We start from the raw sequence: 24,260 nt of genomic DNA on the forward strand, positions 1-24,260 counted from the left end.
GGAGGGCTAGAGGCTGACTCCGACCGTCACCGGCTCGTTGACCAGCGTGATACCGAAGATCTCGCGCACTCCGGCTACGACCTCGCGGGCGAGCGCGAGGAGGTCCTCGGTGGTCGCTGCGCCGCGGTTGGTGAGGGCGAGGGTGTGCTTGGTGGAGATGCGGGCGGGGCCGGTGCCGTATCCCTTGGTGAAGCCGGCCTTGTCGATGAGCCAGGCCGCGGAGGTCTTGATGTGCCCGTCCCCCGCCGGGTAGGCGGGCGGCTCCACGTCGGCGCCGAGGTGCTCGCGCACGCGCGCGTGGAACGCCGTGAACTGCTCGTCGCTGAGGATGGGGTTGGTGAAGAAGGAGCCGGCCGACCAGGTGTCGTGGTCCTCGGCGTCCAGGACCATGCCCTTCCCGGAACGCAGATTCAGCACTGTCTCGCGGGCGGCGGCAAGGGGGACGCGGTCGCCGGGCCCGACGCCGAGGGCGCGGGCGGTCTCGGCGTACTTGATGGGGGCGGAGAGACCTTCGGCGTTCTCCAGCTGGAAGCGGACGCGCAGGACGACGTAGCGGTCCGGGTCGGCCTTGAAGCGGCTGTGGCGGTAGGAGAAGGCGCAGTCGGCGTTCGGGATGACGACGGTTTGGCCTGTCTGTCGGTCGTACGCGATCACCTCGGTGATCGTCGAGGAGACCTCCTGGCCGTACGCGCCGACGTTCTGGATCGGCGTGGCGCCTGCGGAGCCGGGGATTCCGGCGAGGCACTCGATTCCGGCCAGGCCGGCTTCCAGGGTGCGGGCGACGGCGTCGGTCCAGACCTCGCCGGCGGCCAGCTCGAGCGTGGTGCCGTCCAGCTCGAAGCCCTTCGTGGCGATGACGAGCGCGGTGCCGTCGAAACCCTTGTCCCCGATGACCAGGTTCGATCCACCGCCGATGATCAACAGCGGGGTGCCGTCGGCGTCGGCCTCACGCACGACGGCGATCACCTCGGCATCGGTGGTGGCGGTGACCAGCCTGGTGGCGGGGCCGCCCAGGCGGAAGGTGGTGAGGGGGGCGAGGGGGGCGTCGTGGAGTTCCTGCACGGGCTCAAGAGTACGAGACGGTGGGGGCGGGGATGCCTGCGGCGGCCTGTTGCTGGTCTGGTGGGGGTTCGCGTAGCGCCTGCGGGTGCCTTGGTGGGTCGGGGCCGGGCCGCCATGGGCGACTGCGGCGCCGCGGGGGTACGCCACCACGGCCACTCTGCCGGCCGCTTTCCAGTGCCGGTCCAGGCAATCTCAGCCCGTCTGGGGGTGCCCCCTCTGGGGGAGTTTGAGGACGAGGCCGTTCAGGCCGATGGGGGGTCCAGGGGCGCAGCCCCCTGGCGGGGTCGAAGGGGCGGAGCCCCTGGAGATGGGACGGGTAGGGGCGGCGGGGGCGAGAACCCGGGGCCGGGCGGCGTAGCCCACCCCGCGGGGCTGAGGTGCGGTCAGCCAGCGATGGTTTCCAGGGTCCGCGCCGGCTCGGCCGGCCCCACGGCCCCGCCGGCCCGCCCCCGCCCCGGGATCAGCAGCGCAGCCACCCCCGCGAGAGCCACCACCACAGCACCGGTGACCAGCGCAGGCCGCAGCCCGTCGACGAAGGTCTGGCCGGTCTCGTACCCACCCTGCGCGGAGAAGATCGACGCCATGACGGCGATGCCGAGCGCCCCGCCGACCTCCCGCAGCGCGTTGTTGGCGCCGGAGGCGACGCCCTGCTGTGAGGCACGGACGCTGGACATGACCAGGTTGGACGCCGGGGCGAAGAACAGGGCCATGCCGATGCCGCTGATGATCAGGCCGGGCAACTGGACGGCATAGGACGCGTCAACGGTGGTCACGGGGGCCAGATAGGCCAGCCCGGCGGCCTGGAGGAACAGGCCGGTGGCGACGACGGGGCGCCCGCCGATGCGGTCGGAGAGGATGCCGGCGATCGGCGCGACGAGCATCGGCATGCCGGTCCACGGCAGCATCCGCAGCCCCGCCTCGGTCGGCGAGTAGCCGAGCACGCCCTGCATGTACTGGCTCAGCAGGAAGATCGACCCGAACATACCGAGGAACATCAGCATGCTCGCCGCATTGATCCCGGAGAACGCCCGCGAGCGGAACAGCCGCATCGGCAGCATCGGGTTCTTGGCGCGGGTGCTGTAGAGGACGAATCCTGCCAGCAGCGCGCCTCCGGCGAACAGGCCGGTCAGGACCAAGGGCGCGGTCCAGCCCTCGGCCGGTCCGCGCACCAGGCCATACACGATCCCGAACAGACCGCCGCTGGCGAGCAGCGTTCCGGTGATGTCGAGCGGGGCGCCGGTGCCGTACGACTCGGCGAGGCGCAGGCGGGCGAGCGGCAGCAGGGCGAGGCCCAGCGGAACGTTCAGCCAGAAGATCCACTGCCAGGAGATGTGCTCGGTGAGGCTGCCGCCGATCAGCGGCCCGGACGCGATCGCGAGCCCGTTGACGGCACCCCAGATGCCGTACGCCATCCCACGCTTGGCCGCGGGCACCGCCGCCGTCAGCAGGGTCAGCGTCAGCGGCATCATGATCGCCGCACCGGCGCCCTGCACCGCGCGGGCGGCGATCAGGGAGTCGATGCCGGGCGCGAGGGCCGCGGCGGCGGACGCGCCGGTGAAGATCGAGATGCCGCCGAGGAAGAGCCGGCGACGGCCGAAGCGGTCGCCGAGCGCCGCGCCGAACATCAGCAGAACGGCAAAGGTGAGCGTGTAGGCGCTCACCGTCCACTCCAAGTCGTCCAGCGCTCCGCCCAGGTCCTTGCGGATGGAGGGCAGTGCGGTGGTGACGACGAGATTGTCGAGCGCCGCCATGAACCCGGCGACGCTGGTGATGACCAGGGCCCACGCGGCCCCGCCACGGCGCGCAGTCCGCGCAGTCCGCGCGGTCTGTTCGGTCTGTTCGGTCTGGTGTGACATCGCTCCCCCAGAGGTGATGCGTTCCGGTTCCTGCGTGCGACTACTTGGGTAGTTATTGATCACTAACTTTCGCATGGAGAGTGCAGGTGAGCCACCTCACCCTTCTACGAGTGCTGCTCCCCGGCCCGCTTCGGCAGTTCCATCCCCGCCCAGACCCGGTGGTCGGGAGGAAAACCCATGGCGACGAGGCAGTTGATGAGCATCCCGTACGCCATGAAGGTCGTCGTCTCGTGGACGTCCGCCCCCAGCGGCAGATGGACGGTGTCCCACAGTCGCATCCAACCGGCGCGTACGGTCTCGCCGAACTCGTGGTCGCCCTCCTGCTCGGCGGCCGCGACGGCGAGGTACATCTGCATCTGCATCATCAGCCGCTCGGGCTGGTCGGAGACGACCTGGCGGTACGCGGCACCCATGGCACGCTGGGCCTCTTCGCCCTCCAGCCCGTCGGCGGCCTCCGCGAACATCCGGACGGTGTCCTCCACACAGCGTTCGGCCGCCGCGAGGAAGATCGCCTTCTTGCCCGGGAAGAGCCGGAAGAGATACGGCTGCGAGACACCGACCCGCCTGGCGATCGCCTCGGTCGACGTGCCGTAGTAGCCACCGCGGGCGAATTCGGTCGTCGCCGCGCGGATGACGCTCTCACGCCTCTCTTCTGCGCTCATCCTTACCATGGAAGATAAGTTAGTACTCAATCACTAACTATGCAAGCGAAGTGGCCGAAGCATGTGTAAGGGGCGCCCCATCCTGGAGGACGCCCCTTACATCACGGCACGCGTGTGCCATTCACGCCAGCTGTACGACCGCCCGGGACATCCCGAGCACCTTCTGCTCGGCGCTCTTCACGGTCAGGTCCACGCGGACCTTGTTGTCGTCGAGCTTGACCGCGACCTTGCCACTGACTTCGATCGTGGCGCCCTGGTCGTCGTTCGGTACGACGACGGGCTTGGTGAAGCGGACGCCGTACTCGACGACCGCGCCGGGGTCGCCGGTCCAGTCGGTCACGACGCGGATCGCCTCGGCCATCGTGAACATGCCGTGCGCGATGACGTCCGGCAGCCCGACCTCCTTGGCGAACTTCTCGTTCCAGTGGATCGGGTTGAAGTCACCCGAGGCGCCCGCGTACTGGACGAGCGCGGCGCGGGTCACCGGGAAGCTCTGGGCCGGCAGTTCGGTGCCGACCTCGACATCGCCGTACGCGATCTTCGCCGTCATGGGTCTCAGCCCTCCCCTTCTTCGGCGTCCGCGCCACGAGCCACGAGTTTGGTCCAGGCGGTCACGACGTGCTCCCCCGCCTCGTCGTGGACCTCGCCGCGGACGTCCAGGATCTCGTTGCCGGCCATGGACTTGATGGCCTCGATGGTCGACGTGACGGCCAGCCGGTCACCGGCGCGCACCGGGCGGCTGTAGGCGAACTTCTGGTCGCCGTGCACGACGCGGCTGTAGTCCAGGCCCAGCTGGGGGTCCTTGATGACCTGTCCAGCGGCCTTGAAGGTGATCGAGAACACGAAGGTCGGCGGCGCGATCACATCGGGGTGGCCGAGCGCCTTGGCGGCCTCAGGGTCCGTGTACGCCGGGTTGGCGTCCCCCACCGCCTCCGCGAACTCACGGATCTTCTCCCGGCCCACCTCGTAGGGCTCGGTGGGCGGGTAACTCCGCCCCACGAAGGACTGGTCGAGCGCCATGGCTCGGCACCTCCTGCTGTCTGCTGCCGTTGACCTGCTGGTTCACCGGGATCGGCCGAACCGACCGGTAACCGGGGCGGAAACGACGCGAGGCCGCCCCCACGATCGGGGACGGCCTCGCGTACGAGCCTGATTTATCGCGTCTCGCGATGCGCGGTGTGCGCATTGCAACGCGGGCAGTGCTTCTTCATCTCAAGACGGTCCGGGTTGTTACGCCGGTTCTTCTTGGTGATGTAGTTCCGCTCCTTGCACTCCACGCAGGCCAGCGTGATCTTCGGGCGGACGTCGGTGGCAGCCACGTGAGTGCTCCTTGACGAACGGATGGGACGGTTCAACGCATAAAAGAGTAGCCGATCGAAGGACCGACCCCGCAATCGGCTACTGTCAGTAGCGGTGACCGGACTTGAACCGGTGACACAGCGATTATGAGCCGCTTGCTCTACCGACTGAGCTACACCGCTGTGATGCGATCGGTTCCCGTCTCGCGACGGAAACCTCACACACCAGAGCCCCAATACGGAATCGAACCGTAGACCTTCTCCTTACCATGGAGACGCTCTACCGACTGAGCTATTGGGGCGAGCGATGAAGACATTACACGCTCAGCGGCCGTTCACCCAAATCCGTTTCGCGGCACCTGCCGGGGGCGAACGGAGCACTGCGCAGGCGCCTCGCAGGCCACTGCGGCACCGCGTGGGACGGCTCCGTTCGGCCGACCACACCGGTACGACTATTGCGCTCCTGCGCGCTCGGGCCGTATCGCCACCCTAGGCTCGACTCACTCTGCGTGATCTTGCGGGCCCGGCGCACCCCCCGGCACCGTGCCCGCAGCCCGATGCGCAGCCCGAGCCTCTGGAGCGCGATGCCCGACAGTCATCCCCAGCCGCCGCACTCGTCGTCCTCGTCGGGCTCGTCCGGACCGGCCGACCCGGGTGCTCTGCTGCTGTGCGGGGCGCGGCTCACCGACGGCCGGACCGTGGACGTACGGCTGGGCGGCGGGCGCATCGAGGCGGTCGGCACGGCCGGGAGCCTGGCGGGGGACGGCACGCACGCGTGCGGCGCGCGGGTGGACCTCGGCGGCTATCTGCTTCTGCCGGCCCCGGCCGAACCGCACGCCCACGGCGACACCGCACTCTCGGCCGACGAGGGCGGACCCGTCTCGTACGAGCCCCAGGACGTCCAGCGCCGGGCCACCGAGGCCGCCCTGCTCCAACTCGGGCACGGGGCGACCGCGCTGCGGGCACATGTGCGCGTGGGCGACGTTCAGGGGCTGGGCGCCCTGGAAGCGGTCCTGCAAGCACGGCGTTCCCTGCGCGGGCTCACCGAGTTGACGACGGTGGCGATGCCACGGCTGCTGACCGGAGTGGCCGGCGCCGAGGGGCTGGCGATGCTGCGGGACGCGCTGAAGATGGGCGCGTCCGTGGTCGGCGGCTGCCCCGACCTGGACCCGGATCCGACGGGCTACGTGGAGGCGGTCCTCGAAGTCGCCTCCGAACACGGCTGCCCCGTCGATCTCCACACCGACGCCACCGACCCGGGACGCCTGGCCCGGCTCGCCGCGATGGCCGGTGGACTGCGGCCCGGCGTGACCCTCGGCCCGTGCGGCGGCCTGGGACGCCTCCCGGCCCAGGTGGCTTCCCGCACCGCGGACCAGCTCGCGGCGGCTGGGGTGACGGTGGTGTGCCTGCCGCAGGGCGGCTGCGGGGGCGCAGAACGGCGGAGCACCGCGCCCGTACGACTGCTGCGCACCGCCGGCGTACGCGTCGCCGCGGGGAGCGGCGCCCTGAGGGACGTGTCGAACCCGGTGGGGCGCGGGGACCCACTCGAGGCCGCCTACCTGCTGTCCTCACGTCACGGGCTGCGCCCCGACGACGCGTACGACGCCGTGAGTGTGTCGGCGCGTGCGGTGCTGGGTCTGCCCGAGGTGCGGGTGGAGGCGGGCTTCCCGGCCGAGTTGCTGGCGGTGCGCGGGGACCGGCTGTCGGGGGCCCTGTCCCTGGCGTACAGCCGCATCGTGGTGCACCGGGGGCGCGTGGTGGCGCGGACGAGCGCGGTGCGGGAGTACTGCAACTCGGCCGTGGCCGCGGAGTTGGGGTTGCCGCGGCAGGGGCGGGGCGAGGTGTCGTGAGGGATGTGGGTGCGCGCCCGAGGGTGCCCGCCCGGGGGTGCGTGGGTGGCTCGTGCGCCGACGCCCGCGCGTGAAGCGTGCGCCCGGCGTGGGGATGTGAGCCATGTGCCCGTGGTGACGTGAGGCGTGGCTGAAGTCGTGCGGCGAACGCGGCTGTCCGGGCGTACGGTCGAAGACATGCGCATTGTCATCGCTGGTGGTCATGGTCAGATCGCGCTGCGGCTTGAGCGACTGCTCGCCGCGCGCGGGAACGAGGTCGCGGGGATCATCCGCAAGGCCGAACAGGGCGACGATCTGCGGGAGGCCGGCGCCGAACCCGTCGTGCTGGACCTGGAGTCGGCCTCGGTCGAGGAGGTCGCGGCACACCTACGAGGCGCTGACGCGGCGGTCTTCGCCGCCGGCGCGGGGCCGGGCAGCGGCACGAGCCGCAAGGACACGGTGGACAAGGGCGCGGCTGTCCTGTTCGCGGACGCGGCGGTCCAGGCGGGCGTACGACGCTTCGTGGTCGTGTCGTCCATGGGCGCGGACCCGGCGCACGAGGGCGACGAGATCTTCGACGTCTACCTGCGGGCCAAGGGTGGGGCCGACGAGTACGTCCGCGGTCTGGACGCCCTGGACTGGACGATCCTGCGCCCCGGTGCGCTGACCAACGACGCCGGAACCGGCCTGGTACGCCTGGAGGCGCACACCGGTCGCGGCCCGATCCCGCGGGACGACGTGGCCGCCGCACTCGCGGAGTTGCTCGACACTCCGGCCACGGCCGGCCTGACCCTCGAACTCATCAGCGGCTCGGCCCCGGTGTCGGTGGCGGTGAAGTCGGTGGCAGGGAACTGAAGATGGGCCCGGCGGGGGCCGAAGCGGGCTCCCGCCGTGCACCTGGCACGTGCTGGACGTGCTGGACGTGCTGGACGGAGCCCGGCTGCACGGCTGTGAGGCGGTACGCGCGTACTGGGCGCGGCAGTTCGCCGCCGCGCATTTCCTCGTGGGCTGGACCGCGTACGGCTCGATCGCGTGCGGCTCGACAGCGTGCGGCTGGTTCGCCTGCGGCTGGATCGACTCCGCCCGGGACGCGGGCGGCGAATCGGTGATGGTGGTGCGGATGCGCGGGCAAGCGTCCAGCATTCGCTGGCGGAGTGACGCTCGGGGGCCGGGGCGACGGGGCGACGGGGCGACGGGGCGACGGGGCCATGTGAAGGCTCGGGGGCCGGGGGGGGTGATGGGGCCGCGTGAAGGCTCGGAGCAGGGCGCGATGGGTCCGTCGATGGGATCTTGGGCGGCCATCGACGGGGCGCTCAGAACAGGGGCAGCTGGCCGGGGAAAACGGGCACGACATACCCGTCCAATGCAGGCTGCGCAGCGCCGAGTTGCGCCGGTCGCCGTGATCCGGGGCACGACACGAGTTCCCCGTGCTCCCGCGCACCGGGTGGATCATGCCGCGCGAACCGACCGGCGACGACAGCGATCTCACGACGACACTCGGGGCAGCTTCTGCGGGGCGTGGCCATGGGGTCAGTGTGCCCCGGCCGTCACCCAGGAACGCGAAAACCCCTCCGCTCTACGTTTCCGCAGATCGGAGGGGTTTCCCCAGTGTGGCGGCGCCAGGATTCGAACCTGGGAAGGCTGAGCCGGCAGATTTACAGTCTGCTCCCTTTGGCCGCTCGGGCACACCGCCTGGGTCGCTGCCTTTCGAACCGCTTTTCGGCGGAGCTCGCTGGCAACGACGTAAACAATACCCGATGCGGAGGGGTGCTTCGCCACCCGATTGATCGCCTCCCGGGGGACACAGGGTGGCTAGGCTTGTGCGGATGCGGTCCCGGGTTGCCCCGGGCTCGGCGGCCACCCCCACGCCCGCCGATACGCACCCCATACGCACCGATACAAGGAGCCACAGGACATGGCCGACTCCAGTTTCGACATCGTCTCGAAGGTCGAGCGGCAGGAGGTCGACAACGCCCTCAACCAGGCCGCCAAGGAGATCTCGCAGCGCTACGACTTCAAGGGCGTGGGTGCCTCGATCTCGTGGTCCGGTGAAAAGATCCTGATGGAGGCGAACTCCGAGGACCGGGTGAACGCCGTCCTCGACGTCTTCCAGTCCAAGCTGATCAAGCGCGGGATCTCGCTGAAGGCCCTGGACGCGGGCGAGCCCCAGCTCTCGGGCAAGGAGTACAAGATCTTCGCGTCGATCGAGGAGGGCATCTCCCAGGAGAACGCGAAGAAGGTGGCGAAGATCATTCGCGACGAGGGTCCGAAGGGTGTGAAGGCCCAGGTGCAGGGCGACGAGCTGCGGGTCAGCTCCAAGAACCGGGACGACCTGCAGGCCGTGATCGCCCTGTTGAAGGGCAAGGACTTCGAGTTCGCGCTGCAGTTCGTGAACTACCGGTGAACAGATGAGCCGATGCCGCCTGCGGCTCGGCATCGGCTACGGCTACGGCTACGGCTACGGCTACGGCTACGGCTACGGCTACGGCTGAGACTTCGACGCCGTACGAGGAAGGGTGGGCACCTCAGGTGCCCACCCTTCTCGCCTGCTGGCCGCGGTCCGGGGTGTGCTCGCCTCGCTCAGTTGCGAGAGTGGCCGAACAGGATGCGGTAGGCGACCAAGAGCACCAGGGCGCCGCCGATCGCGGAGGCCCACGTCGCGCCGTCGTAGAAGTCCTTGCTGATCGGGTGGTCCAGCCAGCGGGCTGAAATCCAGCCACCGATGAACGCGCCCGCGACACCGATGAGCGTCGTGCCGATGAAGCCGCCCGGGTCACGGCCCGGCAGCAGAACCTTGGCGATGGCCCCGGCCAACAGCCCCAGAATGATCCAGCTGATGATCGTCATGCCGTGAACCTGCCCTTCCGCGCTGTGCCTGCACTCTCCGGGCACTGTGATTTCGGGCGCGCTTGTTCGTGCTCTGTTGATGAGCAGGACGTCACCGTGGCGCCCATCGGTTGCAGCGATCAGTAGGGTTCGGGCCATGGCACGGTCAAGCTCCGCCTCCTCCGAGCTTCGGCGCACCCTCGGTGTCGGCGACGCCGTGGTCATCGGGCTCGGCTCGATGATCGGGGCTGGGATCTTTGCCGCCCTCGCCCCGGCGGCGCGCGCGGCGGGGTCCGGACTGCTTCTCGGGCTCGCGGTCGCGGCCGTGGTCGCCTACTGCAATGCCAAGTCGTCGGCGCGATTGGCAGCCGTGTATCCGGCCTCGGGCGGCACGTATGTGTACGGGCGCGAGCGGCTCGGGGAGTTCTGGGGATATCTCGCGGGCTGGTCGTTCGTGGTCGGTAAGACGGCCTCCTGTGCCGCGATGGCGCTCACCGTGGGCGCGTACGTCTGGCCGGGCCAGGCGCATGCGGTGGCGGTCGCGGCCGTGGTGGCGCTGACCGCGGTGAACTACGGCGGTGTCCAGAAGTCCGCCTGGCTGACCCGGGTGATCGTGGCAGTGGTCCTGGCTGTCCTCGCTTGTGTGGTGGTGGTGTGTCTGGGGTCCGGGCAGTCCGACGCCGGTCGCCTGGGCATCGGGGACTCGGGCGGCGTGGGCGGCGTGGGCGGCGTGCTGCAGGCGGCGGGACTGCTGTTCTTCGCGTTCGCCGGGTATGCGCGGATCGCGACCCTCAGTGAGGAGGTGCGGGACCCGGCGCGCACCATCCCCCGGGCGATTCCGCTGGCCCTGGGCATCGCTCTGGCGGTGTACGTATGTGTGTCGGTGGCTGTCCTTTCCATCCTTGGCTCGGAGGCTCTCGGGCAGGCCGGCGCGCCGCTGGCCGACGCGGTGCGGGCGGCCGGGGTGCCGGGGCTGGCGCCTGTGGTGCGGGGAGGCGCGGCCGTCGCCGCACTGGGCTCGCTGCTCGCCCTGATCCTGGGTGTCTCGCGGACGACACTGGCCATGGCCCGCGACCGGCATCTCCCCCACGTCCTTGCCGTCGTGCATCCGCGCTTCCAGGTGCCGCACCGGGCTGAACTGGCCGTGGGCGCGGTGGTCGCTGTCCTGGCCGCCACGGTGGACGTGCGAGGCGCGATCGGGTTCTCCTCCTTCGGCGTGCTGGCCTATTACGCGGTGGCCAATGCCTCGGCCTGGACGCTCGACTCGGCGGCGACTTCACGGGTCGTGCCGGTGGTGGGGCTCGTCGGGTGCGTAGTTCTGGCGTTCTCGCTTCCGTGGGTCTCGGTCGGTGTCGGTGCGGGTGTGCTGGCGGTGGGTGTGGTCGCGTACGGGGGACGGCGGTGGGGGGCGCGACGGTGGGGCGACCAGGGGAGGTAGGCCGCCGACGGACGCGCGCGTGTCGCTGGTTGGGACAGGGCTTGCGGGGCCGGTGGGTGGGCCGTTGGCTGCCGAACCGCGTGGCGTGACCGGTCTGTACTCAGGCGGGGGCGCTGACCGATCAGCAGCCGCGGCAGGCCGCCGGGGGCCTTGGCCTGTCGCGCAGTGGCCGGAACCTGTCGCCAAGTGGCGGTGCCCGCAGCCCTTGGCCCACTCAGGGCCGACCTCGGGGCCGACCTCGGGGCCGACCTCGGGGCCGACCTCGGGGCCGGCGTCAACCCTCTCAGCCGGAACGGGCCTGCTCAGCACCCTCGGAGTGGGCGCCGGACATTGCTCCACTCCACCGGTCGAGCCACTCAACCGGCCGTCGGTCCGCCAGGTGACCGCCGATCGACGCCTCCTCAGGACGCCCCAGCCGGAGGCGTACGTATGCGGAAGTCGGTCCAAGGGGCCGGCTCCAGCTCCTCGTTCATCTCCTCGTACCAGCCCGTGCCGTCAACCCAGGCGCGTAGCCAGTCCATGAGGCTCGGGGCGTCCACATACCAGGCCCTGTCGGCGTCGTCGGCATTCGGTTCGAAGAGGAGGACGGTGGCCTGTGGGCTGCGGCAGTCCACGCATGCGTACATCGCGCAACCCCAGTGGGATATCGGCAGGACGCCCTCGGGCCATGGCCATTCGGGGTCCTTGCGCCCGCTCTCGCGGTTGGCGAGGTACTGGGTGACGGAGGCGGGTTCGCCGGCCGGAGGGCTGTCGAGCAGGGGCAACAGGCCGTACTCCGGACCGAATCCGCCGTCTCCTATACGCAGGTAGAGATGGGCGAGCAGCGGGGGGGAGGCGGAAGCCGAGCGCGGCCTCGGCGCGGGCCACGGTGGCCGCATCCACGGGCTCGGGGAGCGAAGGCCAGCCCCACGGTCGGGTGTTGCGGGCCTTGTCCGCCACCCTCGTCAGCAACTGCTCGTTCTCGGTCATGCGTTCATGATGCAAGCCGCCACTGACAATCGAGCGGGCCTGTGGATAACTCCGGGGCTGTGGAAAAACCCGTGGCTATCGCCCGGCGCGGTTCGTCAGCCCGGCGCGGTTCGCCCGCCCCCCGGCTCGGTTCCCCCCAACTCGCCCTGGTCCGCTCCGATCCGCTACCAGCCCTGAGCGAACGGCTGGTCCGTCGGCACGATTTCGCGGCCCAGCGGGAACAGCGACACCGGGATCAGCTTGAAGTTGGCGATGCCGAACGGGATGCCGATGATCGTGATGCACAGCACGAGGCCGGTGGCGATGTGGCCGAGGGCCAGCCACCAGCCCGCGAGGACCAGCCACAGGACGTTGCCGACGCACGAGGGGGCTCCGGCCTCCCGGCGTTCGATCGTCGTGTACCCGAAGGGCCACAGCGCGTAGACGCCGATGCGGAAGGCCGCGATGCCGAACGGGATACCGATGATGGTGATGCACAGCAGCAGGCCCGCGGCCAGGTAGGCGATGAACAGCCAGAAGCCGCTCAGGACGAGCCAGATGACGTTCAGGATGGTCTTCATCGGGGTCCTGCCATCTTTTGGAGTCGGGCGATTCGGTCCGCCATGGGCGGGTGAGTGGAGAACATCTTGGAGAACCCCTGACCTGGGCGGAAGGGGTTCGCGATCATCATGTGACTGGCCGTCTCGATGCGGGGCTCGGGGGGTAGCGGGAGCTGCTTGGTACCGAGTTCGAGCTTGTGCAGGGCGCTGGCGAGGGCGAGCGGGTCGCCGGTGAGCTGGGCGCCGGACGCGTCGGCCTCGTACTCCCTTGAGCGGCTGATCGCCAGTTGGATGAGCGTGGCGGCGAGCGGTCCGAGGATCATGATCAGCAGGATGCCGAGGATGCCGGGGCCGTCGTCGTCATCGGAGCGGCCGATCGGGATCAGCCAGGCGAAGTTAACCAGGAACATGATCACCGAAGCCAGGGCACCGGCGACCGATGAGATCAGGATATCCCTGTTGTAGACGTGGCTGAGCTCGTGGCCGATGACGCCACGCAGCTCGCGCTCGTCGAGGAGGCGCAGGATTCCCTCGGTGCAGCACACGGCCGCGTTGCGCGGGTTGCGGCCCGTCGCGAACGCGTTCGGCGCCTCTGTCGGGGAGATGTAGAGGCGGGGCATGGGTTGGCGGGCCTGGGTGGAGAGCTCGCGGACCATGCGGTACAGGGCGGGGGCCTCGAACTCGCTGACCGGGCGGGCGCGCATCGCGCGCAGCGCCAGCTTGTCGCTGTTCCAGTACGCGTACGCGTTCGTGGCCAGGGCAATCAGGACCGCAATGACGAGCCCCATCCGGCCGAAGAAACTGCCGATGACGATGATGACTGCGGACAGTCCCCCGAGGAGGACTGCGGTCCTGAGCCCGTTGTGCCGGCGGTGCACGGTACGCCCTCCAAGTGGTGCGGCAGGGGAACCCTTTGCTGCTCGATCTCCGATGCCACTGGTGCCGTGGTCTCACGTCCAGTGGACCCTTCTGTACTGGTCAACGCCAGGCGAGGGCCGCGGGTTCCCTTGCGTGCAGGGCGGCGGGCGTGGGCCGTCCGGGTGAAGGCGCCGGCGCACCATTACGCGCGCGTGGGGGCCGAGTGATCCACGCGCGCGTACAGGAAGGGGGCCAGAGGCTCAGAAAAGCCCGGTGTCGGCGAAGCGCAGGATCAGCTGGGGGGCTCCGGACAGGGCGATGCCGACGACGCCGGTGAGGGCCAGCGCGGCCGTGAGCGGCGCAGGGAGGAGGTGCCTCCCGGCCTCCCCCTCGGGCGCACGGAACAGCAGGGTCGTCCACTGGAGGTAGTAGAACAGCGCGATCACCACGTTGACGGCCATCACCACGGCCAGCCAGCCCAGGCCCGCGTCGACGGCGGCGGAGAAGACGGTGACCTTGGCAAAGAGACCGATAATGCCCGGCGGGAGCCCGGCCAGGCAGAGCAGGAAGAAGGCCATGATCAGGGCGGTCAGGGGGTTGTGCGCGTACAGGCCGCGGTAGTCGCTGATGCGGTTCAGGGACTTCGTACGGCCCACCAGGGCGGCGACTGCGAAGGCGCCGAGGTTCACGGCGGCGTACATGAGGGCGTAGGCGAGGGTGGAGCCGATGGAGCGCTCGCCGTCGCCTGAGTACGCGGCGGCGGCGATCGGCACCAGGAGGTAGCCGGCCTGGCCGACGGAGGACCAGGCGAGCAGGCGTACCGCGCTGTACGCGCGCGTGGCCTGCTGGCGCAGGGCTCCGACGTTGCCGACGGTCATGGTGAGGGCGGCCAGCGCCGCGAGGGCCGGGCCCCAGACGTCGGCGTACGACGGCAGGGCGATGACCGTGACGAGGATCAGGCCGGTGAAGCCGACCGCCTTGCCGACGACCGAGAGGTAGGCGGCGACCGGTAGGGGCGCTCCTACGTACGTGTCCGGCACCCAGAAATGGAAGGGGACGGCGGCCGTCTTGAAGGCGAAGCCGACCAGGGTGAGGACGACTCCCGTCTGGGTCAGGGTCTGGAGCTGTCCGTCGACGTTCTGGATCCGGTCGGCGATCTGCGTGAGGTAGAGGGTGCCGGTGGAGGCGTACACGAAGCTGATGCCCATGAGGCTGACCGCGGTCGCCGTGACCGAGGACAGGAAGAACTTCAGGGCCGCTTCGGAGGACTTGCGGTCGCCGAAGCGGAGGCCGACCAGCGCGAAGGCCGGAAGCGAGGCGACTTCGAGCGCGACGATGAGGGTCGCCAGGTCCCGGGAGGCAGGCAGCAGGGCCGCGCCGGCGGCGGAGGAGAGCAGCAGGAACCAGTACTCCCCTTCGGGGAGTTGCTTGTCGGCGTCCTTGAGAGCGGTGACCGACAGGAGCGCCGCGAGGAGGGCGCCGCCGAGAACCAGGAACTGGATCACGAGGGTGAAGCGGTCGGCCGTATAGCTGCAGACCGCGGCGTCGCCGGTCAGGCAGAAGGTGGAGCGGTCGCCGTCCAGAAGGGGCAGCAGCAGGAGCATGGAGGCGGCCAGGCCGACCACGGACGCCCAGCCGAGCAGGGCCTTCTTGTTCTCCGCGACAAACAGGTCGGCGACGAGGACCACGAGTCCGACGACCGCCGCGATGGTGGGCGGCGCGATGGCGAGCCAGTCGACGGACTGGACCACCGACTCGGCCAGGGGCTGGGCCAGGGAGCTCATCGGGTGCCTCCTGCGAGGAGCTGCTGCACGGCCGGGTCGGTCAGGCCGAGGAGGGTCTTCGGCCACAGTCCGGCTACGACGGTGAGGGCGACGAGCGGGGTCCAGGCCGCGAACTCGTAACTCTGGACGTCGGCGAGCTGAGGTGCTTCCTGCGGCGCGGCACCCATGCAGACGCGGCGGACCACGACGAGCAGGTACGCGGCGGTGAGCAGGGTACCGAAGGCGCCGATCGCCATGAAGGTCAGGAAGGCCGGCCGGCTGAGCTGGGCGGCGGGCTCGAACGCGCCGAACAGCGCGAGCATCTCGCCCCAGAACCCGGCGAGGCCCGGCAGCCCGAGCGAGGCGACCGCGGCGAACGCGAGGAGGCCGCCGAGGCGGGGCGTCTTGGCGTAGAGGGCCGCGCCGGTCTTGTCGGCGAGGGTGTCGAGGTCGGTGGTCCCCGTACGGTCCTTCAGCGCGCCGACCAGGAAGAAGAGGAGGCCGGTGATGAGGCCGTGGGCGATGTTGGCGAACAGGGCGCCGTTCACGCCGGTCGGGGTCATCGTGGCGATGCCGAGCAGGACGAAGCCCATGTGGCCGACGGAGGAGTAGGCGATGAGGCGCTTGAGGTCGCCCTTCGCGCCCCGCTTGGCGAGGGCGAGGCAGGCCAAAGACCCGTAGATGATCCCGACGACGGCGAAGGCGGCGAGGTAGGGCGCGAAGTCGGCGAAGCCGTCGGGGGTGATCGGCAGAAGAATCCGGACGAACCCGTACGTTCCCATCTTCAGCAGGACCCCGGCCAGCAGGACCGAGCCGACGGTCGGGGCGGCGGTGTGGGCGTCGGGCAGCCAGCTGTGCAGGGGCCACATCGGCGTCTTGACCGCGAGCCCGATACCGATCGACAGAACGGCGATGACCTGCACGGATGCGGTCAGGGACCGGCCGTTGTCAGTGGCGAGTGCCACCATGTCGAATGTGCCCGCCTTGATTCCGATCAGGAGCAGGCCGAGCAGCATGACGACGGAGCCGAGCAGTGTGTAGAGGATGAACTTCCAGGCGGCCGCGGCCCTGCCCTCGCCGCCCCAGCGGGCGATGAGGAAGTACATCGGGATCAGGACCATCTCGAAGGCGAGGAAGAAGAGCAGCAGGTCGAGGACGGCGAAGGTGGCGAGAGTGCCGGACTCCAGGACGAGCACCAGTGCGACGAAGGCTTTCGGGGTCGGGCCCGCCGGCATCTTGAAGTACGAGTAGAGCGCGCAGAGGAAGGTCAGCAGCGCGGTCAGGACCAGGAGGGGGAGGGAGATGCCGTCGATGCCGAGGTGGATGCGCACGTCGAGTGCGGGGATCCAGCTGATGTCCGTGCCGGCCTGCATCTTCGACGGCTGGTCGTGGTCGAAGCCGAGCACCAGGACGATCGCAGCGATGAGGACCGCGCCGGTGACGGTGACGCCGTGCCGGAGCACGGCCTGCTCGGGTGACTTCCCTTTCAGCCCGGGCGGGGCGGGCAGAAGAGCGGCGGCGGCGCCGAGGAGCGGGCCGACGACGACGAATGCCAGAAGGGCCTGCATCACGGACTCGTTGATATCGATCACGCCTGCTCACGCTCCCGTGGCGACGAGGACGGCGGCGACCGCGAGGACGACGGTGCCGGCGAGCAGCGCGCTCACATAGGTCTGCACATTGCCGGTCTGGGCACGCCGTACGGCGATGCCGAGCCAGCGGGGTAGCGCACCCGCGCCACGCACGTAGGTGTCGACGACCTCGCGGTCGAGGAACCGGACGAGACTCGCGCCGGCCTGGACCGGGCGGACGAACAGGGCCCGGTACACCGCGTCGAGGTGGAAGCCGACTGCGGCATGGCGGTGCAGTGGCCCGAGCAGCAGCCGGCCCGGGTCCGCCGGGTCGGCCGCGTAGGCCACTCCTCCGTACACGGGCGCGTGGCTGGCGATGGCCTCGGCCTCGACCTGGGCGGCGTCGCCCTCGGGGTGGGCCGCGACCGCACCCAGCGGGACGCGTGCCGCCACGGCCGCGAGGTGGCGCCAGGCCGCGTAGGTGACGATGCCTCCGACGAGCGCCACGCCCGTGCCGAGGACCGAGGTGGTGAGGGTCGGGGCGAGGTCACCGCCGTCGAACCAGTCGGGGAGCACCCGGTAGGCGAGGGCGCCGACGGCGAGGGACGGGGCGGCGAGCACCCACAGCACCACGGTCATCGTCAGGGGCTGCCTGCCGTGGTCGGGGGCCTCGGCGCCGTGGCCGCGGAAGGCCAGCAGCCACAGGCGCATCGCGTAGGCGGCGGTGAGCAGGGCCGTGAGCAGGCCGGTGACGAGGACGATCCAGCCCGCGGCACCGGGGGCGTGCTCGGTGTGGCCGGTGGCGACGTGCTCGGCGGCACCGAGGACGGACTCCTTGGAGAAGAACCCGCTGAACGGCGGGATCGCGGCGAGCGCGAGTAGCGCCACGGTCATCGTCCAGAAGGCGTCCGGGACGCGGTTGCGCAGGTGGGTCATGCGGGACATGGCGGCCAGCGAGTTGGTGCCGGCGGCGTGGATGATCACGCCGGCCGCGAGGAACAGCAGCGCCTTGAAGGCGCCGTGGGCGAGGAGGTGGAAGACGGCGGCACCGCGGTCGGCGACGGCGAGGGCGCCGGTCATGTAGCCGAGCTGACCGATCGTCGAGTAGGCGAGGACGCGCTTGATGTCGTCCTGGGCGAGCGCGGCGATTCCGGAGCCGACCATCGTGACGGCGGCCATGACGGCGAGGACGATCATCGCGGCCTGGGAGGCCTCGAAGACCGGGAGGAGACGCGCGATGAAGTAGACACCGGCGGCAACCATCGTCGCGGCGTGGATCAGCGCGGAGACGGGCGTCGGGCCCGCCATCGCGTCGGGGAGCCAGGTGTGCAGCGGGAACTGCGCCGACTTGCCCGCCACGCCCGCGAGCAGCAGCAGGGCGATCAGCGTCGGGTGGTCGAGCCCGCCGCTCGCGACGGTGCCGAGGATCTTCGTGATGCGGAAGGACCCGGCATCGGTGGCCAGCGCGAACAGGCCGATGAGGAAGGGGACGTCACCGAGCTTGGTCACCAGGAACGCCTTGATGGAGGCGGCGCGGGCCTCCGGGGTCTCCCAGTAATGGCCGACCAGGAAGTACGAGCAGATGCCCATGATCTCCCAGCCGACCAGCAGCACCATCAGGTCGCCGGAGTAGACGACGAGCAGCATCGCCGAGGTGAACAGGGAGACGAGAGCAGCGTACGAGGGGTAGCGCGGGTCCTCGCGCAGGTAGCCCGTGGAGTAGATCTGCACACAGGTGGCGACGAGGCCGACGAGTACGGCCACTAGGGCGGCGAAACCGTCGATGTACAGGGCGAGTTCGACCGGGACCGAGCCGGTGGGTGTGAGCTCGGTGGCGGCGTTGATCGCCTGGTCTCCGCCCTGGCGCACGGCGACCACCGCGGCGAGGACGAGGGACGTCAGCGTCGGCAGGACAGCGAGTGGGCGGACGAAGCCGGGTGCGGTGCGGCCCAGAAGCAGGCCGGCGGCGGCGCCGAGGAAGGGAAGGAGGGGGACGAGGACGGCGAGGGCGGTCGTGGTCACGCGGTGGCCTCAGCCTTCTTGGCCTGCGGGGCCGTGGAGGCGTCGCGGTCGGGGCCGTCGGTGTCGTGGCTCTCGGCGGTGTCGCGGAGCTTGTCGATGTCCGCGGTGCCGCGGTTGCGGTGGACGGCGAGGACGATCGCCAGGCCGATACCGATCTCGGCCGCGGCGATGGTGATCGTGAACAGAGTCAGGGCCTGGCCGGAGTGCAGGGTCTCCTCGGCGGTCTTGCTGAGCCAGACGTCGAAGGCGACCAGGTTGAGGTTGACGGCGTTGAGCATCAGCTCGACCGACATCAGGACCAGGATCGCGTTGCGGCGGGCGAGCACGCCGTACAGGCCGGTGCAGAAGAGGAGGGCGGAGAGTACGGCGGGATAGGCGAGGTGCATCAGCGGGCGCCTTCCTGCTCGGCCGGATCGGTTCCCTCGACCGGCTTGTTTCGCCCGGTCGGGTGATTACGGGAATCCGGGACGGATGGGGAACCACCGGTCACGGCACGGGAGTTCACAGAGGGAGAGGCCGGCTCGGTCTTCGCCTTGCGGGACAGGACGATCGCGCCGACCAGCGCGGCGAGGAGGAGGACGGAGAGGGCCTCGAAGGGGAGGACCCAGTTCTGGAAGAGGCTCTCGCCGGTGGCCTTGGTGGAGCCGGCGGCGGGGCCGTCGAGGTCGATCCAGGTGGTGCGGAAGGCGTCCACGACCACCCAGATCAGGGTGGCCGCGGAGGCGACGGCCACGGTGAGGGCGGCCCACCGGTTGCCGGAGTCGGCGTCCGGGGAGCGGCCGATGGGGGCCCTGGTGAGCATTAGACCGAACAGGAGGAGGACGACGACGGAACCGACGTAGATGAGGACCTGCACCCAGGCGATGAACTCGGCGGTGAGCAGGAGGTACTCGACGGCGAGGCCGCCGAGCGTGACCACCAGCCACAGGGCGGCGTGCACCAGCTGCCGGGTGGTGACAGTGATCAGCGCGGCGCCGAAGGTGACCAGGCCCACCAGGAGGAAAACGATCTCGACGCCGGTCGGGGAGAGGAAGCCGTGCGTGTCGGCGGCCAGGGTCAGCCCGGCGGAGGTGGGGGTCACGACTCACCCTCCTGCGGCTCGGTCCGCTCGGTCGGCTGGGTCCGCTCGGTCGGCTCGGCCTCCGCAGCCTGCGTGGCCGCCAGCTTCTCGGCGGTCTTGCGGGCGGCAGCGATCTCCTTGGGCTCCTCCGCGCCGGGGTCGAGGGCGGGCGGGGCCGGGACGGTCCACATCCATTCACGGAGCTTGTCGCGCTCGTGGGTGAGCTCGCGGATGTCGGTCTCGGCGTACTCGAACTCCGGGGACCAGAACAGGGCGTCGAAAGGACAGACCTCGATGCAGATACCGCAGTACATGCACAGGGAGAAGTCGATGGCGAAGCGGTCGAGCACGTTGCGGCTGCGTTCGCGGCCGCCGGGGGTCGCCGCCGGAACCGTCTCCTTGTGGGAGTCGATGTAGATGCACCAGTCCGGGCACTCGCGGGCGCAGAGCATGCAGACCGTGCAGTTCTCCTCGAACAGGCCGATCACACCGCGGGTGCGGGGCGGGAGGTCGGGCTGAGTGTCCGGGTACTGCGCGGTGACGGACTTCCTCGTCATCGTGCGGAGGGTGACGGCCAAGCCCTTGGCTAGGCCACTGCCAGGAATCGATCGGCGGGGCCGCCCGGAGGGCGTCGTTGAGGGGTGGTGGTCGGGTGACGGGCGGGACATGGTTACTGGATCACCACCTTGACGATGCCGGTGAGGGCGATCTGCGCGAGGGAAAGGGGCACGAGGAGGGTCCAGGAGAGCTTCTGGAGCTGGTCCTCGCGCAGGCGGGGATAGGTGACGCGGAGCCAGATCACGATGAAGGCGAGGACGGCCGCCTTCAGCAGGGTCCAGACCCAGCCGAGGCCGTCGGCACCCCAGGGGCCGTGCCAGCCGCCCAGGAAGAGGACGGTGGTCAGGCCGCACAGGACGACGATCCCGGCGTACTCGGCGAGGAGGAAGAGAGCGAAACGGAGACCGGTGTACTCGGTGTAGGCGCCGAAGATGATCTCCGAGTCGGCGACGGGCATGTCGAAGGGGGGTCGCTGCAGCTCGGCCAGGCCGGCGACGAAGAAGACGATCGCGCCGACGATCTGCCAGGGCAGCCACCACCACTCGAAGGCGTCGAGGATGCCGGGGAGGGAGACGGTTCCGGCAGCCATCGCCACGGAGGCGGCGGTGAGGAGCATCGGGAGTTCGTAGGCGAGGAGCTGAGCGGCGGTGCGAAGGCCGCCGAGGAGAGAGAACTTGTTGGCGGAGGCCCAGCCGGCCATGAGTGAGCCGAGGACGCCTACGCCCATGACCGCCAGGACGAAGAAGATGCCCGCGTCGATGACCTCGCCGACCGCGCCCTCGCTGGGGCCGATAGGGATGGCGAGGAGGACGAGCAGGTACGGAAGGAGGGCCACCGCGGGGGCGAGCTGGAAGATACGGCGATCCGCGCCCGCCGGGACGATGTCCTCTTTCTGCGCGAACTTCACGCCGTCGGCGACGAGTTGGGCCCAGCCGTGGAAGCCGCCGGCGTACATCGGGCCGAGGCGGCCCTGCATGTGGGCCATCACCTTGTGCTCGGTCTGGCCGATGAGCAGGGGGAAGGTGAGGAAGACGACGAAGACGATCAGGAGTCGCAGGGCGACGTCGAGCGCGTCGTTCACTGCGGGCCTCCTGAGGGGTCTGTGCGGTTCGGGTCGTCCGGGTGACTCGGGTGGTTCGGGCTTTCGTCGGTGGAGCCTGCGGGGTCTTCGGGCGTGGCTGCGGGGTCGGACGGGCCGGGCTTCGCCGGGGTCTCTGACGGTGACTCGCCCTGGGCCTCGGTCTGGGCCTCGGTCTGGGCCTCGGCCTCGGTCTGCGGCTCGACCTCGCCCTTCGGCTCGCCCTCGCTCTTCGGCTTGGGCTCGGACCGGGGCTGCTGCTCGGCCTCGGGTCGTTGCCTGAGTTCCGCTTCGTCGAAAGCCGGGCGGGCGTGGTGCCAGGGGGCGTCCGTGCTGCGGGGGGTCCAACGAGGCTTGGGAGTTGCCGACGGGGTGGAGGGAGTGGTGGCTTCGTCGGCCGTGTCAGCCGATGCCCCATCCGTTGCAGCCGCCTTGGACACAGCCGCGCCGGAAGCAGCCGCGCCGGACACAGCCGCGCCGGAAGCAGCCGTGCCCGACGACGCCTCACGGGATGCCTCTGCATCGGAGGGGGCCTGATGGCTCGCCGAGCCCTCGCCTGCGCTCCGGGTACGGCGCGGTGTGGTCGACGTGCCTGACGTGGTTGCCGGTGTCTCGGTGCCCGTCGGGGGCCCGCCCGCCGCCGACGCGTTCTCGGAGTCCGTGGCGGCCGCCTCGCCGGCCGACGCCTCGGCTGCCGAAGCTGTCTCCTGCTGACTGGCCGAGCCTTCGGCTGCCGTACGCGCACGCCGGGCCGCACCCGTCGCGGGCGCTGCACCAGCTGCGGCTTCCGTCTGGCTGGCCGAACTCTCCGTGGCCGTGCGCGACCGCCGCGCCGCACCCGCCTCAGGAGCACCCGTCGGAGCCCCAGCCGCAGACGGCGCCTCCGCCTGACTCGCCGAATCCTCCGCCGCCGTGCGCGACCGCCGCGCCGCACCCGCCTCAGGAGCACCCGTCGGAGCCCCAGCCGCAGACGGCGCCTCCGCCTGACTCGCCGAACCCTCCGCCGCCGTACGCGACCGCCGCGCCGCACCAGCCGCAGAAGCGCCCGTCGAAGCCCCACCTGCAGCCGTGGCATCCGCCTGGCTCGCTGAACCCTCCGCCGCCGTGCGCGCGCGTCGGACCGGTCGCTCTCCCGCTGCGCGGGTCGGTCGTTCGCCGGCCGGGCGGGCCGCGCCGCGGGCCGGGCGGGTCGGGGCAGGGGGGAGTTGGCCCTTCAGGGGACCCCATTCGTTCGGGTCGGGGACGCCGGGGGGCAGCATTTGGCGGCGTTTGGGGCCGCCGTGTTCGGACTCGCCGGGTTCCTTGGCGCCGGGCCAGGCCTTGGCGACTCGGGCTGCCAGGACGAAGTCCTTACGGAGGGGGTGGCCCTCGAAGTTCTCCGGGAGGAGCAGGTGGTCGAGGGCGGGGTGGTCGGAGAACGCCACGCCGAACATTTCGTGCGTCTCGCGTTCGTGCCAGGCCGCGCCCGCGTAGACGCCGATCGCGGAGGGCAGTGTCGGTGCCTCGTGCGGGACCGTCGTGCGGACCAGCAGGCGCCGGACCGGAGACAGGGCGGCGACGTGGGCGGCGACGCGGAAGCCCGTGCCGGGTTCGTCGACCGCGCTCAGCCAGTCGAAGTAGGTGCAGCCCAGCTCGTCGCGGGCCGTTTCAAGTGCCGGGATCCAGGACGTCGGGGGGACGTCGACCGTCAGGACGTCGTAGGACTCCTCGGCCGTGGCCTCCGGGCCGAAGAGGTCCTCGACAGGGGCGGGCAGCCAGCCGATCGTCGTCATCGGTCGGCCTCCCCAGCAGCGTCGGCACCCGCACCGTCGGCACCGGGGGTCTGCGGCCCGCGCACCAGCCCACTCTGCAGCGCCGCCGTGGACGGCCGGGCCGCTCCGGTGCCGTACCGCTCCCCCAGCGACTCCCGCGCGATCTTCTCCTGGAGCTTCAGGATGCCCTGGAGCAGCGCCTCGGGGCGGGGCGGGCAGCCGGGGACGTACACGTCCACCGGGATGATCTGGTCGACGCCCTTGGTGACGGAGTAGGAGTCCCAGTACGGGCCGCCGCAGTTCGAGCAGGCGCCGAAGGAGATGACGTACTTCGGCTCGGGCATCTGTTCGTACAGGCGCTTCACGGCCGGGGCCATCTTGTCCGTGACCGTGCCCGAGACCACCATGAGGTCGGCCTGCCGGGGGCCGGGCGCGAAGGGGATCACGCCGAGGCGGATGAAGTCGTGGCGGGCCATCGACGCGGCGATGAACTCGATGGCGCAGCAGGCGAGCCCGAAGTTGAAGACCCAGAGCGAGTAGCGGCGGCCCCAGTTCAGGATCACCTTCATCGGCTCCGGGGCGAGGCGGGCCAAGGCGCCCAGCCGCTTCGGCTCCGGGAGCAGAACGGGCTCCGGCGAAGCCACTTCCGCGCGCTCCGGCGGGTTCACTTCTGGCGTCACGTCCATGCCAGGACGCCCTTCTTGTATGCGTAGAGCAGGCCCACGGCCAGGAAGCCGAGGAAGATGAACATCTCGACGAGGGTGGTCGCGCCGTAGCCAGGGTCGGCGAACACCGTCGCCCAGGGGAACAGGAAGATCGAGTCGATGGCGAAGATCACGTAGAGGAAGGCGTAGACGTAGTAGCGGACCTGGGTGTGGGCCCATCCCTCGCCGACGGGGTCGACGCCGCACTCGTACGTCAGGAGTTTCTCGGGCGTGGGGACCACGGGGCGCAGCAGTCGGCCCGCCCCGAAGGCGACGGCGACGAACAGCACGCCGATGACGGCCAGCAGTCCGACGACCGAGTAGGACTGGAAGTAGTCCGCCGAGACGACGACGTAATGCACATCCGCCGCGACGACGACGGTCTGTTCCGACACGTCCGTCCCTCGCTCCCTGAC

The 24,260-nt window shown here is 70.5% G+C and carries 24 protein-coding genes, 3 tRNA genes and 1 pseudogene; 4 read left to right on the forward strand and 24 right to left on the reverse strand.

What is annotated here, in order from left to right; all coding sequences use genetic code 11:
• Window positions 1-6: 6 nt before the first annotated feature.
• From OHO27_RS16670 to OHO27_RS16705, 8 genes are all read right to left on the reverse strand, one after another.
• The gene (locus OHO27_RS16670; protein ID WP_328424680.1) at window positions 7-1,062 is read right to left on the reverse strand and encodes a UDP-N-acetylmuramate dehydrogenase; all 1,056 of its coding nucleotides are present in this window, start codon (window positions 1,060-1,062) and stop codon (window positions 7-9) included.
• A 383-nt stretch (window positions 1,063-1,445) separates the two neighbouring features.
• Window positions 1,446-2,918, reverse strand: coding sequence for an MFS transporter (locus tag OHO27_RS16675; protein WP_328424682.1), 1,473 nt, complete (start codon window positions 2,916-2,918; stop codon window positions 1,446-1,448).
• A 104-nt stretch (window positions 2,919-3,022) separates the two neighbouring features.
• Window positions 3,023-3,589 carry a TetR/AcrR family transcriptional regulator gene (locus OHO27_RS16680; protein ID WP_328424684.1) on the reverse strand — a complete coding sequence of 189 codons (567 nt, stop codon included), beginning with the start codon at window positions 3,587-3,589 and terminating at the stop codon, window positions 3,023-3,025.
• Between the two features lie 112 nt (window positions 3,590-3,701).
• A complete protein-coding gene (locus OHO27_RS16685; protein WP_328424686.1) occupies window positions 3,702-4,130 on the reverse strand; it encodes a MaoC family dehydratase in 429 nt (142 codons plus the stop codon).
• Window positions 4,131-4,135: 5 nt separating this feature from the next.
• Entirely contained in the window at window positions 4,136-4,600 is a 465-nt protein-coding gene (locus OHO27_RS16690) for a MaoC family dehydratase N-terminal domain-containing protein (protein WP_328424688.1), read from the reverse strand.
• 134 nt (window positions 4,601-4,734) lie between these two features.
• On the reverse strand, window positions 4,735-4,899 hold the full coding sequence (rpmG, locus tag OHO27_RS16695) for a 50S ribosomal protein L33 (RefSeq protein ID WP_003948671.1): 165 nt from the start codon (window positions 4,897-4,899) through the stop codon (window positions 4,735-4,737).
• An 89-nt stretch (window positions 4,900-4,988) separates the two neighbouring features.
• Window positions 4,989-5,061, reverse strand: a tRNA-Met gene (locus OHO27_RS16700).
• A gap of 46 nt (window positions 5,062-5,107) precedes the next feature.
• Window positions 5,108-5,180 (reverse strand) — tRNA-Thr (locus tag OHO27_RS16705).
• A 282-nt stretch (window positions 5,181-5,462) separates the two neighbouring features.
• Here OHO27_RS16705 and OHO27_RS16710 point away from each other — a divergent pair.
• The gene (locus tag OHO27_RS16710; RefSeq protein ID WP_328424691.1) at window positions 5,463-6,728 is read left to right on the forward strand and encodes an amidohydrolase family protein; all 1,266 of its coding nucleotides are present in this window, start codon (window positions 5,463-5,465) and stop codon (window positions 6,726-6,728) included.
• A 177-nt stretch (window positions 6,729-6,905) separates the two neighbouring features.
• Window positions 6,906-7,562 carry an SDR family oxidoreductase gene (locus tag OHO27_RS16715; RefSeq protein WP_328424693.1) on the forward strand — a complete coding sequence of 219 codons (657 nt, stop codon included), beginning with the start codon at window positions 6,906-6,908 and terminating at the stop codon, window positions 7,560-7,562.
• Between the two features lie 458 nt (window positions 7,563-8,020).
• On the opposite strand, the gene OHO27_RS16720 is transcribed toward OHO27_RS16715, so the two are convergent.
• Window positions 8,021-8,233, reverse strand: coding sequence for a hypothetical protein (locus OHO27_RS16720; RefSeq protein WP_328424695.1), 213 nt, complete (start codon window positions 8,231-8,233; stop codon window positions 8,021-8,023).
• 85 nt (window positions 8,234-8,318) lie between these two features.
• A tRNA-Tyr gene (locus OHO27_RS16725) sits at window positions 8,319-8,400 on the reverse strand.
• Window positions 8,401-8,622: 222 nt separating this feature from the next.
• Here OHO27_RS16725 and OHO27_RS16730 point away from each other — a divergent pair.
• The gene (locus OHO27_RS16730; protein ID WP_328424697.1) at window positions 8,623-9,111 is read left to right on the forward strand and encodes a YajQ family cyclic di-GMP-binding protein; all 489 of its coding nucleotides are present in this window, start codon (window positions 8,623-8,625) and stop codon (window positions 9,109-9,111) included.
• Window positions 9,112-9,287: 176 nt separating this feature from the next.
• Here the strand turns inward: OHO27_RS16730 and OHO27_RS16735 are convergent, their stop codons facing one another.
• Window positions 9,288-9,554, reverse strand: coding sequence for a GlsB/YeaQ/YmgE family stress response membrane protein (locus OHO27_RS16735; protein WP_328424699.1), 267 nt, complete (start codon window positions 9,552-9,554; stop codon window positions 9,288-9,290).
• Window positions 9,555-9,690: 136 nt separating this feature from the next.
• Here OHO27_RS16735 and OHO27_RS16740 point away from each other — a divergent pair, with 136 nt between their 5' ends.
• On the forward strand, window positions 9,691-10,971 hold the full coding sequence (locus OHO27_RS16740) for an APC family permease (RefSeq protein ID WP_328424701.1): 1,281 nt from the start codon (window positions 9,691-9,693) through the stop codon (window positions 10,969-10,971).
• 401 nt (window positions 10,972-11,372) lie between these two features.
• On the opposite strand, the pseudogene OHO27_RS16745 reads toward OHO27_RS16740, so the two are convergent.
• From OHO27_RS16745 to OHO27_RS16805, 13 genes and pseudogenes are all read right to left on the reverse strand, one after another.
• A pseudogene (locus OHO27_RS16745) lies at window positions 11,373-11,940 on the reverse strand (SMI1/KNR4 family protein).
• Between the two features lie 164 nt (window positions 11,941-12,104).
• Window positions 12,105-12,500: a YccF domain-containing protein gene (locus OHO27_RS16750; RefSeq protein ID WP_328424703.1), complete on the reverse strand. Its 396-nt coding sequence runs from the start codon at window positions 12,498-12,500 to the stop codon at window positions 12,105-12,107.
• Window positions 12,497-13,357, reverse strand: coding sequence for a zinc metalloprotease HtpX (gene htpX / locus OHO27_RS16755; RefSeq protein WP_328424705.1), 861 nt, complete (start codon window positions 13,355-13,357; stop codon window positions 12,497-12,499). The genes OHO27_RS16750 and htpX overlap by 4 nt, the downstream gene beginning before the upstream one ends.
• A gap of 240 nt (window positions 13,358-13,597) precedes the next feature.
• Window positions 13,598-15,121: an NADH-quinone oxidoreductase subunit N gene (locus OHO27_RS16760; protein ID WP_328424707.1), complete on the reverse strand. Its 1,524-nt coding sequence runs from the start codon at window positions 15,119-15,121 to the stop codon at window positions 13,598-13,600.
• Complete coding sequence (locus tag OHO27_RS16765) at window positions 15,118-16,692, reverse strand: complex I subunit 4 family protein (protein ID WP_328424709.1); 1,575 nt, start codon at window positions 16,690-16,692, stop codon at window positions 15,118-15,120. The genes OHO27_RS16760 and OHO27_RS16765 overlap by 4 nt, the downstream gene beginning before the upstream one ends.
• Before the next feature lie 6 nt (window positions 16,693-16,698).
• Window positions 16,699-18,693 (reverse strand): NADH-quinone oxidoreductase subunit 5 family protein, encoded by a 1,995-nt coding sequence (locus tag OHO27_RS16770; RefSeq protein WP_328424711.1) that lies wholly within the window; start codon window positions 18,691-18,693, stop codon window positions 16,699-16,701.
• Complete coding sequence (nuoK, locus tag OHO27_RS16775) at window positions 18,690-19,079, reverse strand: NADH-quinone oxidoreductase subunit NuoK (protein WP_328424713.1); 390 nt, start codon at window positions 19,077-19,079, stop codon at window positions 18,690-18,692. The genes OHO27_RS16770 and nuoK overlap by 4 nt, the downstream gene beginning before the upstream one ends.
• Entirely contained in the window at window positions 19,079-19,753 is a 675-nt protein-coding gene (locus tag OHO27_RS16780; protein ID WP_328430462.1) for an NADH-quinone oxidoreductase subunit J family protein, read from the reverse strand. The genes nuoK and OHO27_RS16780 overlap by 1 nt, the downstream gene beginning before the upstream one ends.
• 17 nt (window positions 19,754-19,770) lie before the next feature.
• A complete protein-coding gene (locus OHO27_RS16785; RefSeq protein WP_328424715.1) occupies window positions 19,771-20,310 on the reverse strand; it encodes a 4Fe-4S binding protein in 540 nt (179 codons plus the stop codon).
• A 113-nt stretch (window positions 20,311-20,423) separates the two neighbouring features.
• On the reverse strand, window positions 20,424-21,392 hold the full coding sequence (locus tag OHO27_RS16790; RefSeq protein ID WP_328424716.1) for a complex I subunit 1/NuoH family protein: 969 nt from the start codon (window positions 21,390-21,392) through the stop codon (window positions 20,424-20,426).
• Complete coding sequence (locus OHO27_RS16795; protein ID WP_328424717.1) at window positions 21,389-23,161, reverse strand: NADH-quinone oxidoreductase subunit C; 1,773 nt, start codon at window positions 23,159-23,161, stop codon at window positions 21,389-21,391. The genes OHO27_RS16790 and OHO27_RS16795 overlap by 4 nt, the downstream gene beginning before the upstream one ends.
• On the reverse strand, window positions 23,158-23,826 hold the full coding sequence (locus tag OHO27_RS16800; RefSeq protein WP_328424718.1) for an NADH-quinone oxidoreductase subunit B: 669 nt from the start codon (window positions 23,824-23,826) through the stop codon (window positions 23,158-23,160). The genes OHO27_RS16795 and OHO27_RS16800 overlap by 4 nt, the downstream gene beginning before the upstream one ends.
• Window positions 23,817-24,239, reverse strand: a complete 423-nt coding sequence (locus tag OHO27_RS16805; protein WP_328424719.1) for an NADH-quinone oxidoreductase subunit A — start codon at window positions 24,237-24,239, stop codon at window positions 23,817-23,819. The genes OHO27_RS16800 and OHO27_RS16805 overlap by 10 nt, the downstream gene beginning before the upstream one ends.
• Window positions 24,240-24,260 lie beyond the last annotated feature (21 nt).

The organism is Streptomyces sp. NBC_00443 (assembly GCF_036014175.1).
GTDB lineage: Bacteria > Actinomycetota > Actinomycetes > Streptomycetales > Streptomycetaceae > Streptomyces.

Excerpts from the sequence above, each read along its gene's own strand:
- OHO27_RS16675 (WP_328424682.1), bottom strand. The coding sequence starts at position 2,918 with ATGTCACACCAGACCGAACAGACCGAACAGACCGCGCGGACTGCGCGG.
- OHO27_RS16680 (WP_328424684.1), bottom strand. The coding sequence starts at position 3,589 with ATGGTAAGGATGAGCGCAGAAGAGAGGCGTGAGAGCGTCATCCGCGCG.
- OHO27_RS16685 (WP_328424686.1), bottom strand. The coding sequence starts at position 4,130 with ATGACGGCGAAGATCGCGTACGGCGATGTCGAGGTCGGCACCGAACTG.
- OHO27_RS16690 (WP_328424688.1), bottom strand. The coding sequence starts at position 4,600 with ATGGCGCTCGACCAGTCCTTCGTGGGGCGGAGTTACCCGCCCACCGAG.
- OHO27_RS16710 (WP_328424691.1), top strand. The coding sequence starts at position 5,463 with ATGCCCGACAGTCATCCCCAGCCGCCGCACTCGTCGTCCTCGTCGGGC.
- OHO27_RS16715 (WP_328424693.1), top strand. The coding sequence starts at position 6,906 with ATGCGCATTGTCATCGCTGGTGGTCATGGTCAGATCGCGCTGCGGCTT.
- OHO27_RS16720 (WP_328424695.1), bottom strand. The coding sequence starts at position 8,233 with ATGGCCACGCCCCGCAGAAGCTGCCCCGAGTGTCGTCGTGAGATCGCT.
- OHO27_RS16730 (WP_328424697.1), top strand. The coding sequence starts at position 8,623 with ATGGCCGACTCCAGTTTCGACATCGTCTCGAAGGTCGAGCGGCAGGAG.
- OHO27_RS16735 (WP_328424699.1), bottom strand. The coding sequence starts at position 9,554 with ATGACGATCATCAGCTGGATCATTCTGGGGCTGTTGGCCGGGGCCATC.
- OHO27_RS16740 (WP_328424701.1), top strand. The coding sequence starts at position 9,691 with ATGGCACGGTCAAGCTCCGCCTCCTCCGAGCTTCGGCGCACCCTCGGT.
- OHO27_RS16750 (WP_328424703.1), bottom strand. The coding sequence starts at position 12,500 with ATGAAGACCATCCTGAACGTCATCTGGCTCGTCCTGAGCGGCTTCTGG.
- OHO27_RS16760 (WP_328424707.1), bottom strand. The coding sequence starts at position 15,121 with ATGAGCTCCCTGGCCCAGCCCCTGGCCGAGTCGGTGGTCCAGTCCGTC.
- nuoK (WP_328424713.1), bottom strand. The coding sequence starts at position 19,079 with ATGCACCTCGCCTATCCCGCCGTACTCTCCGCCCTCCTCTTCTGCACC.
- OHO27_RS16785 (WP_328424715.1), bottom strand. The coding sequence starts at position 20,310 with ATGACGAGGAAGTCCGTCACCGCGCAGTACCCGGACACTCAGCCCGAC.
- OHO27_RS16795 (WP_328424717.1), bottom strand. The coding sequence starts at position 23,161 with ATGACGACGATCGGCTGGCTGCCCGCCCCTGTCGAGGACCTCTTCGGC.
- OHO27_RS16800 (WP_328424718.1), bottom strand. The coding sequence starts at position 23,826 with ATGGACGTGACGCCAGAAGTGAACCCGCCGGAGCGCGCGGAAGTGGCT.